This window comes from Streptomyces sp. NPDC090798 (assembly GCF_044768965.1).
Lineage (GTDB): Bacteria > Actinomycetota > Actinomycetes > Streptomycetales > Streptomycetaceae > Streptomyces.
The window spans coordinates 29494-42043 of record NZ_JBIVXA010000006.1 but is presented as its reverse complement, the minus strand read 5'-3'; the positions used below and the strand labels follow the sequence as shown (position 1 = coordinate 42043).

Genomic DNA, 12550 nt, shown 5'->3' with positions numbered 1-12550 from the left:
GGTACGACATCTCAGCAGAGGACGAATCCACAACGCCGTGAGGAGCCTGTCGATGTACGCAGCAGTCCGGCGGTACGAAGGGGTGACCGATTCGGCCGAGGCCGCACGTGTCGTGAACGAGGGGTTCGTGCCGCTCATGCGCCAGGTCTCCGGCTTCGTGGCCTACTACTGGATCGACACCGGGGACGGAGTGATGGTCTCGACCAGCGTCTTCCAGGACCGGGCCGGCGCCGACGAATCGATCTCGAGGGCCGCGGACTTCGTGCGGGACAACCTCGCGTCACTGCTCCCCAACCCTCCCCAGGTCATGGCCGGCGAGGTGGTGGCTTCCGCATGACAGCGCTCGGACCAGCCACCTGAGATGGCCGCTCGCGTCCTGGTAGTCGTCCCATCGGCGTCGCTCCCGGACGTCGGCCACAGAGAACTTCCAGTTCTTCTCCGGGAGGTCGATCCGCTTCAGGAGCGGGTGCGCTGCTCCTCCTCGGACAGGTTCAGGAAGATCTTCACCACCGTGAACCCGTTGTCCGTGAGATAGCGCTTCCAGTGGTCGATCTCCCGGTAGCGCCGGTCCCACAGGCCCGGCCCACATGCGCTGAAGTCCGCGATGCGTTCGGCTCTCTCGTCCGACATCACCTATCAGTCCTTCGCCGGTCCGGGGTGAGCACGGCAGCACGGCCCGTCTCGGGGGCCAGAACGGTCACATCCCGTCATTGTCTGCTCGTCCGGACAAGATCGCCCCCTGAGGCCGAGTACACATCGTGCGCCCGGTTCCGGTTTCACCCGTGCTCCCGGTTCCGGTTTCACCCGCCGCGGGTGAGGCGAAGGCCCCAGCACTGCCGAAGGCTTGGCGTGGACGGGTCGCTGACGTGTGCCCGCCCGAGCTGCGGGAGTGCGTCGGACCGAGCAGGGAGGTCTTGTGAACCGGTACCCGCCCATCGCGGAACACGGCATGGTCGGCGATCTCCAGACCGTCGCCCTGGTGTCGTCCGGCGGAACCATCGACTGGTGGTGCACGCCCCGCTTCGACTCACCCAGCCTCTTCGCCTCACTCCTGGACAGTGAACGCGGAGGGCATTGCCGTCTCGCCGCGGAGTCCCCGGACGGGAACGGCATGACGGTCCGGCAGCTGTATCTGTCCGACACAGCGGTCCTGGTCACCCGCTTCATGGCACCCGGCGGAGTCGGTGAGGTGGCCGACTTCATGGTGCCGGTCGACTCCCCGGCCCCGACGGGCGTGCACCGTCTGGTGAGGGTCGCACGGGTGGTCCGGGGCAGCCTGCCCTTCGCCCTCACCTGTCGCCCGCGTTTCGACTACGGCCGTGCCTCGCACACGCTCTCGCAGCCCGATGATCACTCCGCGCTGTTTCACGGCCCGGGGAGGGACCTGCATCTGCAGTCCACCACCGGCGTCGCGCTCCGCGCGGACGGCAACGACATCACCGCCCGCTTCACCCTGTCCGCCGGCCAGACGGCCGCAGTGGTGCTGACCAGCACAGCGAGCAGCGATCCCGCCCCACAGCGCCCTTCCCTGGAAGGGATCGCCGACGCATTCGAGACGTGCCGCGCCTTCTGGCTGTCGTGGCTGCGTTCCTGCGCCTACCGAGGCCGCTGGCAGGACATCGTGAACCGCTCGGCGATCACGCTCAAGCTGCTCACGTACGCCCCCACCGGGGCACCCATCGCCGCTGCCACCATGGGACTGCCCGAGCAGATCGGCGGTGAGCGCAACTGGGACTACCGCTACACGTGGATCCGTGACGCGGCGCTGTCCGTCAGGGCGTTGATCGATCTGGGCTTCCAGGAGGAGGCGCACGCCTTCCGCCGCTGGCTGCGCGAGCGCATCGAGTCAGGAGGGGGCGCCTCGGCGGACCCCCTGCAGATCATGTACCGCGTCGACGGCGATCCCCACCTGACCGAAGAGGCCCTCGACCACCTGGAGGGCTATCTGGGGTCCCGTCCGGTGCGGGCGGGCAACGCGGCGGCCGACCAGTTGCAACTCGACATCTACGGCGAGGCGTTGGACGCGCTGATCGTGGGCGGTGACATCGGTGCGATCCGCGGATGGAAGGCTCTGAGCGACGTCCTGGACTGGCTCGCCGACAACTGGGACCAGCCGGACGAAGGCATCTGGGAGACCCGTGGCGGCCGTCAGAACTTCACCTACAGCCGGTTGATGACGTGGGTGGCGTTCGACCGCGGCGTCCGCGCGGCCACCGACTTCTCCCGCCCCGCCGACGTCGCTCGCTGGACAGGGGCGCGGGACGCGGTTTTCCGCCAGATCATCGAACGCGGCTGGCACGACAAGCGGGGGGCGTTCGTGCAGCACTACGACACCGATGTCCTGGACGCCTCGCTCCTGCTCATGCCGAAGGTCGGCTTCGTCTCGCCCCACGATCCGGACTGGATCAGCACCCTGGACGCCATGGACGAGGAACTGGTCAGTGACAGCCTCGTCTACCGGTACGACCCGAAGGCCTCCCCCGACGGTCTGCGCGGCTCGGAGGGCACCTTCAACCTGTGCAGCTTCTTCTACGTCGAGGCGCTCGCCCGCAGCGGCAGGCTCAACCAGGCCCGCCACGCCTTCGACAAGATGCTCACCTACGCCAACCACGTCGGCCTCTTCGCCGAGGAGATCGGCCCCTCGGGCGAGCAACTCGGGAACTTCCCCCAGGCGTTCACCCACCTCGCCCTGGTCACCGCGGCCATGGCGCTTGACGAAGAGCTGGAGAAGGCGCAGACCGGACCGCGCTACGGCGACCACGGCCATGTGGCGACCCAGGGCCTCACGGCGCCCGACGAGGACACCGACGGGGGTGATACAGGTGGTTGAGACGGCCGGGCCCGCACGGCCGGCGGGACAGGCGGGACAAAGACGCGTGCTGGCCGCCCTCGCCCTCGCCCAGTTCATCTGCAGCTTCGCCGGCTCCAACATGAACGTGATGATCAACGACATCAGCGAGGACCTGGACACCACCGTCCAAGGCGTCCAGGTGGCCATCACGCTCTTCCTGCTGGTGATGGCGGCGTTGATGATCCCCGGCGGCAAGCTGACCGACCGCTACGGCCGCAAGCGCTGTTTCCTGACCGGCCTCGTCGTCTACGCGATCGGTGCCCTGCTGAGCGCGGCCGCCCCGGGGCTCGGCGTCCTGATCCTCGGCAACTCGATCCTCGAAGGCATCGGCACCGCGCTGCTCATCCCGCCCGTCTACATCCTTACGACCCTCCTCCACCCGGACGTCACCTCGCGCGCCCGCGCGTTCGGGGTCGTCATGGCGCTGGGCGGCGTCGGAGCCGCCGCGGGGCCACTGATCGGCGGACTCATCACCACCGCGATCAGCTGGCGCGCGGCCTTCGTGTTCCAGGCCCTGGTGATCGCGGTGATCGTCGTACTCAGCCTTCGTATCGAGGACCCGCTGCCCCCGGATCCCACCCGTTCCTTCGACACCGTCGGGGCGGTCCTCTCGGCCGTCGGCCTCGTCCTCGTCGTCATGGGCATCCTGGCCGCGGACAACAACATCTGGCTCATGGTCACCCTGCTGGTCCTGGGCGCACTCGTGCTGTGGTGGTTCTTCCACTCCGTGCGCGCCAGGGAGGCCTCCGGCCGGGAACCGCTGCTGTCCCTTCGTCTCTTCCACAACCGCACCTCTAACCTCGGACTCGTCACCCAGAACATCCAATGGCTGCTGCTCATGGGAACGTCGTTCACGGTGGCGGCCTACCTGCAAGTAGTGCGCGGCTACGACGCCATCCAGACCGGAGTCATTTTCACGGCGGCCACACTGGGCCTGCTGGTCACGTCGCTGTCCGCCGAGCGCCTGGCCGGTCGGCACTCCCCGCGAACCCTCGTCATGACCGGTTTCGCCGTCTCCGTCGTCGGCGTGGCCGCGCTGATCGCCCTGGCCGGGAGTTTCTCCACCGCCTGGGCCTTCGTCCCTGGTCTCCTGCTCATAGGACTCGGACTGGGAGTCATGCTGACGCCGTCCGTCAACGTCGTACAGTCGAGCTTCCCCGAAGAACAGCAGGGGGAGATCTCGGGCCTGTCCCGCAGCGTGTCGAATCTCGGCTCGTCCTTCGGCACGGCCATCGCCGGCACCATCCTCGTCGCCGGTCTCACCAAGGGCGCCTACGCCACCGCGATGATCACCCTGGCGGTCTTCGGCCTCGGCGGCCTGGCCGCGGCAGCGCTCCTGCCAAGGCACACGGGATCCAGCACCACGAGCACCCCTGGGACCACGGCCCCCAGGTCCAGCGCCTAGGTCCGGGTGATGGCCAGCAGCGCCATGTCATCAGTCCTTCGGCCACCGCTGTGTCGGAAGTGGTCGGCGATCAGAGCGTCAAGAAGAGCGTCCGGGCCGGCATGGCGATGTCCCGTGCATGTGCCGATGGGGTCGTAGAAGGTACCCGTCTCGTCCCGTGCTTCTGTGAGTCCGTCGGTGTAGAGCAGCAGACTGGCCCCTTCGGGGAACGTCACCGTGTCGACGCGCGCAGGGCCGGCGTCGAGGGCCCCCAGGCCCAGGGGCAGACTTCGCCTGCCGGGCTCGACATACCGCACCATGTCTCCCAGGATCAGTACGGGCGCCGGGTGGCCGCGGTTGACCAACCGAACCTCGTTGCCCCGCCGGGGGAACTCGACCAATACGCCTGTGACGAACCCTTCGAGCTCGGTCAGGTTCCCCGACTGCTGAGCCTCGAGGACGACGGCCTGCTCCAGCCGTTCCAGGAGACCGGTCAGGGTGGGCTCGTGCCGGGCTGCCTCTCGGAAAGTCCCGATGCCGACCGCGACCGCCTTGACCGCCCCTATCCCCTTGCCACGCACATCGCCGATCACGCAGCGCACGCCGAACGGAGTGTCGACCACTACGTAGAGGTCCCCGCCGATCTGCGCGTCCGCCCGAGCCGCCTCGTAACGTGCGGCAAAGCGCAGCGAACCGATTCTGTCCGGAGGCTGTGGCAGGACAGCACGCTGAACAGCCGCCGCAATGTCACGTACGGACTCCAGCTGCACTTTCCGGTGGTACAAGACCCGATTGAGGAAGCCCGCGATCACGGTCACTGTCGCAACCATGATCAGCTCGCTCATCGCGATCGCACTCCGGCGATAGCCGAAGTACCGGAACATCATCCAGTCGACAAGGAGCGCGAACACCCCCGTGAGGACGGTGCCCCGCAGTGACAGCAGGGGAGCGGCCGACAGGATCGCAGCCGCATAGAGGGCCGCGGCGCTGACGGTGCGGGGCGTGCTGAGGTCGATCAATGCGGCGATGAGAAGCAGGACGGCCGGCAGCAGACGGCTCCAATTCCCCACCCACTTCCACGCTCCCAGCCTTGCCACGTGCAGCTCCTGATGTTGCTGGGCTCCTGGTCGGCTCAGGCTGACCACTCCCTGTCGCGCGCTGCCCCAGGAGATCCCCGACCGGTGTCAGTTCTGGTCGATGAGCAGGTGGATGGGGCCTCGCAGGACGGGGCTGGGGCGGTACGGGGGTGGGTCGGTCACCAGGGTGGGGTCGGCGAGGCGGCGTACCAGTTCGGTCAGGGCGATCTGGGTTTCCAGTCGGGCCATGGGGCCGCCGAAGCACAGGTGGATGCCGCTTCCGAAGCCGAGGTGCTGGTTGTCCTGGCGATCGGGGTCGAAGCGGTCGGGATCGTGGAAGCGGTCCGGGTCGCGGCTCCCCGAGGCGAGCATGAGCATGATCTTCGAGCCCTTGGGGATGACGGTGTCGCCGACGGCGATGTCGCTGTACGCCGCCCGCCACGGAATGATGTGCACGGGGGGCTCGTAGCGCAGCAGTTCCTCGACCAGCGGTACGACCAGGTCCGGTTCGGCGCGCAGGCGTTGCAGCACCTCAGGGTGGCGCAGCAGCGTCAGCATGCCGTTGGCGATGAGGTTGACGGTGGTCTCGTGGCCGGCGATGAGCAGCAGGTTGGCGGTGCTGACGATTTCGGCGTCGGTCATCCGCCCGTCGGGCCCGTCGTCGTTGGCCAGCCGTGTCAGCAGGTCGTCGCCGGGGTGGCCGTGGCGTTGTTCCAGCAGCCCGCCGAGGTACTCGCGCAGGTCTTTGGTGGCCTGCACGCCGTTGTCCAGTTTCTCCTGCGGGTCGGTCCTGGGGTTGTAGTCGATCGAGTCGATGATGGCGTTCACCCACACGTGGAACCGCGGTTCGTCCTCGCGCGGTACACCGAGCAGGTGGCAGATCACGGTGACGGGGAACGGATAGGCGAAGTCATCGACGATGTCGATCCGTTCCTTGCCCGCGAAGTCGTCGATCAGACCGGCGACGATGGCGGCCAGGTCGGGTTCCATGCCGGTCACCAGGCCCGGGGTGTGCGGGGGGCCGAAGTGACGCATCGCCAGGCGCCGCAGACGGTCGTGCTCGGGCGGGTCGAGGTTGATGAACGACGGCGTGGTGCGTTCCTGCATCGCGGGCATCGGATGCGACAGATTACGGACGTCGGAGCTCAGGTGCGGGTCGTGCAGGATGCCACTGAGTTCGCGGTAGGTGCTGATGACGTAGCTGCCGTCCTCCTGCAGGGCCACCGGCGTCTTGCGCAGCTCGGCGTAGAGCGGGTACGGGTCGGCCCGATTCGAGTAGTCGAGGATCCGGGGCAGGATGTCGGGCGTCTCGGTCGTGGTCATGTCGCTTTCCCTCCTGTTCCCTCCTAGCGGTGCTGCCGCACGGCTGTGACGCGCCGCTCACCCGGGTCATGGCCGGTGACGACCACCGTGGCGCCCTGACCGAGCAGAGTGGGGCCCGGGAAGTCGACGGGCACCGGCTTCGCGTCGAGGGGCTGGTCGGGCGTGGGGCAGGGGGGCGGGAAGGGCGCGGCCGTCTCGATCAGCCGCCGGTAGTGGTCCAGCCACTTCGCGTTGTTGAAGCTGACGGCCGCCGTGACGCGGCCCTGGTACCCGTAGGTGGCGACGAAGCGGTGGTCGGGCACGGATCCCTGGGTGACGACGACCTCGTCGGCGTAGGTCGGCACACCGACGGACTTGATGTTGACGCCGAACTGGATCGACCAGAACGTCGGGATGGTCAGGTGCGGCCAGCGGTCCGCCTGGGTGCTGACCATGTTGTGCGCGGCGATCTCCGCCTGCTCCACGGCGTTGGCCCAGTGTTCGAGCGAGATGAACCGGTACTCGTAGATCGGGTTCGGGCTGCGTGCCACGTCTCCGGCGACGAAGATGTCGTCGGTGACCAGGCCGTTGAGGTCGAAGGCGCGGCAGCCGGCGTCACAGGCGACTCCCCATATGCCCACCGCCAGTCCCGAGTCCCGCAGCCACTCGGTGTTGCGGATGCCTCCGAGCGCCACCACCGCCACGTCGGCGTCGACCGTGCTGCCGTCGTCGAAGTGGGCGCGGCGCAACCGCCCCTGCGCGTCGCCCTCCAGCTGGGTGACACGGACCCCGCAGCGCAGGTCGACGCCGTGCGCGCGCTGCATCTCCGCCGCGACCTCGCCGATCATCGCGCCGAGTCCCCCGACCAGCGGGGCCGGCGCGAGCTCCGCGACGGTCACCGGGATGTCGCGCTCGCGGCAGACGGAGGCGATCTCGGAGCCGGTGAAGCCCGCGCCGATGATCAGTACGCGGGAGGGCCCGGCGGCGACCGCCCGCTGCAGGCCGGCGGCGTCCTCGCGCGTACGGACCACGAAGACACCGTCCAGGGCCGCCTCGGCCTCGACGGGCCAGGGCCGGGCCCGTACGCCGGTGGAGATCAGCATGCGGTCGAAGGGGATCGTGCGGCCGTCGGCGAGCCGCACGTGGTTGTTCGCCAGATCCAGTCCGTCGGCGGGGACGCCCAGGAGCCACTCCGCGTCGATGTCACGACGCCGTGGCAGGGCGGTGCCGTCGGCCGGCACCCATCCGGTCAGTACCTGCTTGGACAGCGGGGGGCGGTCATAGGGCTCCCCCAACTCGTCACCGATCATGGTCAGCTTCCCGGTGAACCCCTCGTCGCGCAGGGCTTCCGCGGCGCGCAGTCCCGCCAGTGACGCCCCGACGATCACGACGCGGCCGTCGCGCTTGAACCCCTGCAGGGTGTCGGCAGTGCTCATGACGGCGACGTCCCCACCGGCGCGTCCCGGCCCTCCAGCTGGTCGACCAGAATGGCCTGGAGCGGGCAGGCCGCCGCAGCGCGCAACACCTGTTGGCGCTGGGTGTCGTCGGGGTTCGAGGCGTACATCAGCGCTTCCTCGCCGTGCATCCGGAACGCGTCCGGGGCCAGGAACGCGCACTGCGCGTATCCCTGACACCGGGAAAGATCAACGACAACTCTCATCCCGACCTCCATTGCAGGGACCGCGAAGCCACGGGTCCTGAGGCAGCCCTCCTACGGCGCCCGAAGCGCGAGGCACGCCTTCTTCGAAGGAGGGAGTCGGCAGTTGCTCACCCCTGAGAACGCGAGAGGGTGCACCACGCTCGGGAAAGGTCTCCGCAGAAAGAATCGATCATCGTGAATGAGGCCTCGGCGTCTGCAAAGCCGCCCGGAGAACCTGACTTTGCCGTCAAAAGCGTATCCCCCGTGCACGTCGTCCGCACGGTGAGGATTGAGGAGGTGGGGAGGATTCAGGGGGTACGGCGTTGAGCACGCCCCGATCCGAGCGGGCGTGGCACCCGCCCGGGAGTTCGCGTCCCCTCCGGCGCGAAGCCCGCCACGAACTCCGCTCCTGTGCATCGATTCCTGTGCATCGATTCCTCTGCATCGGCACCGGGCCTCAGAACACCTCGGTCATCCCCGCCACTCCGCCGATGAACGCGCTGAGCAGCATCAGGGCACCCAGCGCCCCGAGCAGCACCAGCAGCCCGCGCGGTACTCGACGCGCACCGCCCTTGCCGCAGACGACCAGAATCCCCAGCAGCAGCACCATCAGACCGAGCAGGGAAATCGCCAGCCACCCGAACGAGGACGCGGTGCCCGTCTGCTCGTATCCGCCGGAGGCCACCCGCTGCAACGCGACCGTGTCGCCGACGGGCAGGTTCTTGCCGATCGAGGCGTTCGGGTCCACGACGGTGCCGTCGGAGGAGCGGAAGATTCCACCGCAGTGCGGATACCGGTGGCCCCCGACGTGTTCCCAGGCGCAAGCTTCGACCCGGAGATGCCCCGGGGTGCCGGCCAGGCCCGTGGCATAGGCGAAACGCGTTCCCGCGAACCAGGTCAGCCCGAGTCCCGCGGCCACCAGAACGACGACCATGACCGCCGGACGGCCTGCCCGGCCCCTTTCCCTGAGCCGACCCCAGCCGTTCATCCGCTCTCCCCCGCAGCGTGTCCGCCCGAAACACCGAACCGGTCGTCCCGGCCGTCCCAAGCTACGCTCTCGAACCATGTCCGAGCCGACCAGCCTGTACGCGACCCCCTACCGCCGATGAGGTCACCGACGGCGTCGCGGCCAGGTATGAGGACATCGGCGCCGCTGGAGGCAGCGCCGCGGCTGATGTACGGAGGATGCGGTGGGCGGGCCCGCGGCAGGGTTGTGGTGGACGGAGGAGCGAGGTGCGCTCGACGCTCTGCCGCTTTCCGGGGCTCGACCGCCCGCCCGCGGCCGGACCGCTCCTGCTCGCCCACGGCCCGGGGCGGGGGGACCACCTCCTGCTCGGGCACCTCGCCGAGGCACGTACAGCCACGTCGGTGACCGGGAGTTCCTGGGCGCCTGGCTGAGGCACCCCGGCTTTCCCATGGTCAAGTGACAGCGCTTCGGTGGCTGGTGCCTCACTTCCGGTAGCCGAGGATCGTCATCATGCCGGACTCCGAGTGGTACTGGTTGTGGCAGTGGAGCATCCACAGGCCCGGGTTGTCGGCGTAGAAGTCGACGACGAGTTTGTGGTGCGGCACTACGTGGGCGGTGTCCTTGCGGGCGCCGACCACGCCGAAGCCGGTGAGGGCGAAGGTGTGGCCGTGCAGGTGCATGGGGTGCCACATGTCGGTGGCGTTGATGAGGGTCAGGCGGATCCGTTCGCCGTAGCTGACCGGGTGGCGTTGCTCGACGGAGTACGGCCGGTGGTCGAAGGCCCAGTCGAACTTCTTCATCCCGCCGGTCAGCCTGATACGCAGCTCGCGGTCCGGTTCGTCGTCGGTGAGGGCCACCGAGTCGTCCGGCACGAGGCGTCTGGCCGGGACGAGCTTGCCGTCGAGTTCGTCCGGGTGCACGGAGGGGCGGGGATTGTCCCCACTGCCGGTGCGCAGGACGGCCAGGGCTCTGGCGTTCTTGCCCTCGGCGAGCGCGACCAGCGGGAACACCCCGTCCTTGGCGGTGATCAGCACGTCGTAGCGTTCGGCCATGCCGAGCAGCAGCGCGTCCGTCCTCGTGTGCTCGACGGGGTAGCCGTCCGTGTGCGTGATCGTCATCTCGTGGCCGCCCAGCGCCACCCGGAAGGCCGTTTCGGCGCCGGCGTTGATGATCCGCAGCCGGATGCGGTCACCCTTGCGGGCCCGGAAGACCGAAGGAGCCTTCGGGAGACGGCCGTTGACCAGGTAGAACGGGTAGTCGACGCTGCCTCCCTCGCTGTGCAGGATGCGGCTGCGGGAGTTGTGCAGGACGCGGGAGGGGCCGTGGGGCTTCTCGTGGGCGGCCTTGTCATGGGCCTTGCCCCCGGGTTCGTCGTCCTCGCCCATGCCCATGCCCGTCGCCATGCCCTTGCCGTCGAGCAGCTGTGCGAGCACACCGTCGGGGGTGGAGCCGGCCACGCCGTCCACCCAGTCGTCCAGGATGACGACCCACTCCTTGTCGTAGGACAACGGCTCCCTGGGGTCCTCGACGATCAGCGGGGCGTACAGGCCGCGGTCGAGCTGCAGCCCCGAGTGCGAGTGCAGCCAGTACGTGCCCGGGTGCGTCACGGCGAAGCGGTAGTTGAAGTCGTCGCCGGGCCTGATGGGGTGCTGGGTCAGACCCGGCACTCCGTCCATGTCGCAGCGCATGCGGACACCGTGCGAGTGCAGCGTCGTGGACACCGGCAGATGGTTGGCCAGGTTGAGATCGAGGATGTCGCCCGACTTGATCCGCACCTCCCTGCCGGGCAGCGAGTCGCCGTACGCCCATGATCTGACGGTCCGTCCACCCAGGTCGAGGGTGGTCTCGGCGGCCGTGAGCTTGAACGAGCGAACGGGGCCGCCCCCGCGTTTCCTCTCGACGGCGAGGACCTCGGGATCGGACGGGTTCACGTACCCCTTGGGTCCCCTGGGGATGAAGGGCCTGCCGCCGTGACCGACTCCGCTCCCCTGGTGCTCGCCGGGCCCGGGGTGCGAGCCGGGCCCGGAGGAGGAGTCGGACCCGGAGCAGCCGGCCAGGAGTCCCGAGCCGGCGGCCGCGATCGAGGCACCGAGCACGGTGCGCCGCGTAGGTGTGTGCATGAATGAATAACACACGTTTTACGCTGATATGTCCCCGAACCCGGCACGGCGTGTCCCCATTTGGAGCAGACCCCGTCACCCCGAAACGGGGGCTAAGGTTAGGCTTGCCTTATCCATTGATCGGAGTACTCGTGCGCACCTTGGGGTCGAAGGCCGTCCTGGCCGTTGCCATCGTCGGCGGCCTGCTGACCGGATGTTCGTCCGGGAGCGGGAGCGGGGACGGGAACAACGGCTCCTCGCAGAGCAAGAACACCTCCAGCGGCGACCGCAATCTCGTGAGCGGAGCCTCCGAAGGCCCCTCCGTCGCCCCCAGCGCCGTCGCCGCCGGGATGGGCGCGGGCAGCGTCAAGGACGGAGAATTCCCCCGGACCGTCGGGCACTTCGAGGGCAAGACGGAGATCAAGAGCGCGCCCAAGAAGATCGCCGCGCTCAGCACCGGACAGCTGGACGACCTGCTGACCCTCGGCATCGTGCCGACCGTGACGACCCGCGCGGACAACGCCGGGCTGGCGCCGGACTATCTGAGCGACGCCTTCCCCACGTACAAGAAGCAGCTGTCGGCCATGACCGACGCGGGGACCCGCAACGCGCCCAACCTGGAGACGCTCGCCGCCGCCAAGCCCGATCTGATCCTGATCAACGACTCGCTCGGCGACCTCTACCCGAAGCTGACGAAGATCGCGCCCACCGTCGTCACGGCCGGCAACGGCATCAACTGGAAGCGGGATCTGCTCCTCGTCGGTGACGCGGTCGGCAAGGGCGACAAGGCGCGGGAACTGCTCGACGGCATCGTGAGCGACGCCGCCACGCGGGGGAAGCGGCTCGGCGATCCCGCCGTGTCCATGGTGCGGTTCACACCGGACCGGACCCGGATGTTCGGAGTGTCGTCGTTCACCGGCTCCATCGCCGTCGACATGGGGCTCTCCCGGCCCAAGTCGCAGCGGTTCAAGGCGATTTCGCAGGACATCGGGGCGGAGAGCATCGATGTCGCGGACGGGGACTGGATCTTCTACTCGGTGCAGGGCGACGCCTCCAAGACCGACGCGGGCAGCGTGCTCGCCGGGCCCCTGTGGAAGTCGATGAAGGCGGTCAAGGCCGGGCACGCGGTGAAGGTCGACGACGACCCCTGGTACCTCAACGCCGGCCCCACCGCCGCCCGGCTCGTCGTTCGACAGCTCGCGGACACCCTCGGCAAGTGACCGGTCCTACGT

At 68.7% G+C, this 12550-nt stretch carries 11 protein-coding genes and 1 pseudogene; 5 read left to right on the top strand and 7 right to left on the bottom strand.

Annotated elements, in window-relative coordinates; genetic code table 11:
* Window positions 1-52 precede the first annotated feature (52 nt).
* Window positions 53-337, top strand: a complete 285-nt coding sequence (locus tag ACIQTP_RS14875) for a hypothetical protein (protein ID WP_402035181.1) — start codon at window positions 53-55, stop codon at window positions 335-337.
* 33 nt (window positions 338-370) lie between these two features.
* Here ACIQTP_RS14875 and ACIQTP_RS14870 read toward each other — a convergent pair.
* Window positions 371-594, bottom strand: a pseudogene (locus ACIQTP_RS14870) (polyphosphate kinase 2 family protein); the annotation flags it as partial.
* Window positions 595-916: 322 nt separating this feature from the next.
* On the opposite strand from ACIQTP_RS14870, the gene ACIQTP_RS14865 reads away from it, so the two are divergent.
* Together ACIQTP_RS14865 and ACIQTP_RS14860 are read left to right on the top strand one after the other, a co-directional pair.
* Window positions 917-2830: a glycoside hydrolase family 15 protein gene (locus tag ACIQTP_RS14865; RefSeq protein WP_403399907.1), complete on the top strand. Its 1914-nt coding sequence runs from the start codon at window positions 917-919 to the stop codon at window positions 2828-2830.
* Window positions 2823-4256: an MFS transporter gene (locus ACIQTP_RS14860; RefSeq protein WP_403399905.1), complete on the top strand. Its 1434-nt coding sequence runs from the start codon at window positions 2823-2825 to the stop codon at window positions 4254-4256. Before ACIQTP_RS14865 ends, ACIQTP_RS14860 begins: the two co-directional genes overlap by 8 nt.
* Here the strand turns inward: ACIQTP_RS14860 and ACIQTP_RS14855 are convergent.
* The 5 genes from ACIQTP_RS14855 to ACIQTP_RS14835 all read right to left on the bottom strand — a co-directional run bounded on the left by ACIQTP_RS14855 (window position 4253) and on the right by ACIQTP_RS14835 (window position 9240).
* Window positions 4253-5380: a PP2C family protein-serine/threonine phosphatase gene (locus tag ACIQTP_RS14855; protein WP_403399904.1), complete on the bottom strand. Its 1128-nt coding sequence runs from the start codon at window positions 5378-5380 to the stop codon at window positions 4253-4255. The two genes, ACIQTP_RS14860 and ACIQTP_RS14855, sit on opposite strands and share 4 nt — an antisense overlap.
* Window positions 5381-5419: 39 nt before the next feature.
* Window positions 5420-6634, bottom strand: a complete 1215-nt coding sequence (locus ACIQTP_RS14850; protein ID WP_403399903.1) for a cytochrome P450 — start codon at window positions 6632-6634, stop codon at window positions 5420-5422.
* 23 nt (window positions 6635-6657) lie between these two features.
* Complete coding sequence (locus tag ACIQTP_RS14845) at window positions 6658-8049, bottom strand: NAD(P)/FAD-dependent oxidoreductase (RefSeq protein ID WP_403399900.1); 1392 nt, start codon at window positions 8047-8049, stop codon at window positions 6658-6660.
* Window positions 8046-8273, bottom strand: coding sequence for a ferredoxin (locus ACIQTP_RS14840; protein WP_402035160.1), 228 nt, complete (start codon window positions 8271-8273; stop codon window positions 8046-8048). Before ACIQTP_RS14840 ends, ACIQTP_RS14845 begins: the two co-directional genes overlap by 4 nt.
* Before the next feature lie 436 nt (window positions 8274-8709).
* The gene (locus tag ACIQTP_RS14835; RefSeq protein WP_403399898.1) at window positions 8710-9240 is read right to left on the bottom strand and encodes a hypothetical protein; all 531 of its coding nucleotides are present in this window, start codon (window positions 9238-9240) and stop codon (window positions 8710-8712) included.
* 202 nt (window positions 9241-9442) lie between these two features.
* On the opposite strand from ACIQTP_RS14835, the gene ACIQTP_RS14830 reads away from it, so the two are divergent.
* On the top strand, window positions 9443-9679 hold the full coding sequence (locus ACIQTP_RS14830) for a DUF6368 family protein (protein WP_403399897.1): 237 nt from the start codon (window positions 9443-9445) through the stop codon (window positions 9677-9679).
* A gap of 22 nt (window positions 9680-9701) precedes the next feature.
* Here ACIQTP_RS14830 and ACIQTP_RS14825 read toward each other — a convergent pair whose 3' ends face one another.
* A complete protein-coding gene (locus ACIQTP_RS14825) occupies window positions 9702-11339 on the bottom strand; it encodes a multicopper oxidase family protein (RefSeq protein ID WP_402035153.1) in 1638 nt (545 codons plus the stop codon).
* Between the two features lie 131 nt (window positions 11340-11470).
* Here ACIQTP_RS14825 and ACIQTP_RS14820 point away from each other — a divergent pair, with 131 nt between their 5' ends.
* Window positions 11471-12538 carry an iron-siderophore ABC transporter substrate-binding protein gene (locus ACIQTP_RS14820; RefSeq protein WP_403399894.1) on the top strand — a complete coding sequence of 356 codons (1068 nt, stop codon included), beginning with the start codon at window positions 11471-11473 and terminating at the stop codon, window positions 12536-12538.
* Window positions 12539-12550: the final 12 nt, after the last annotated feature.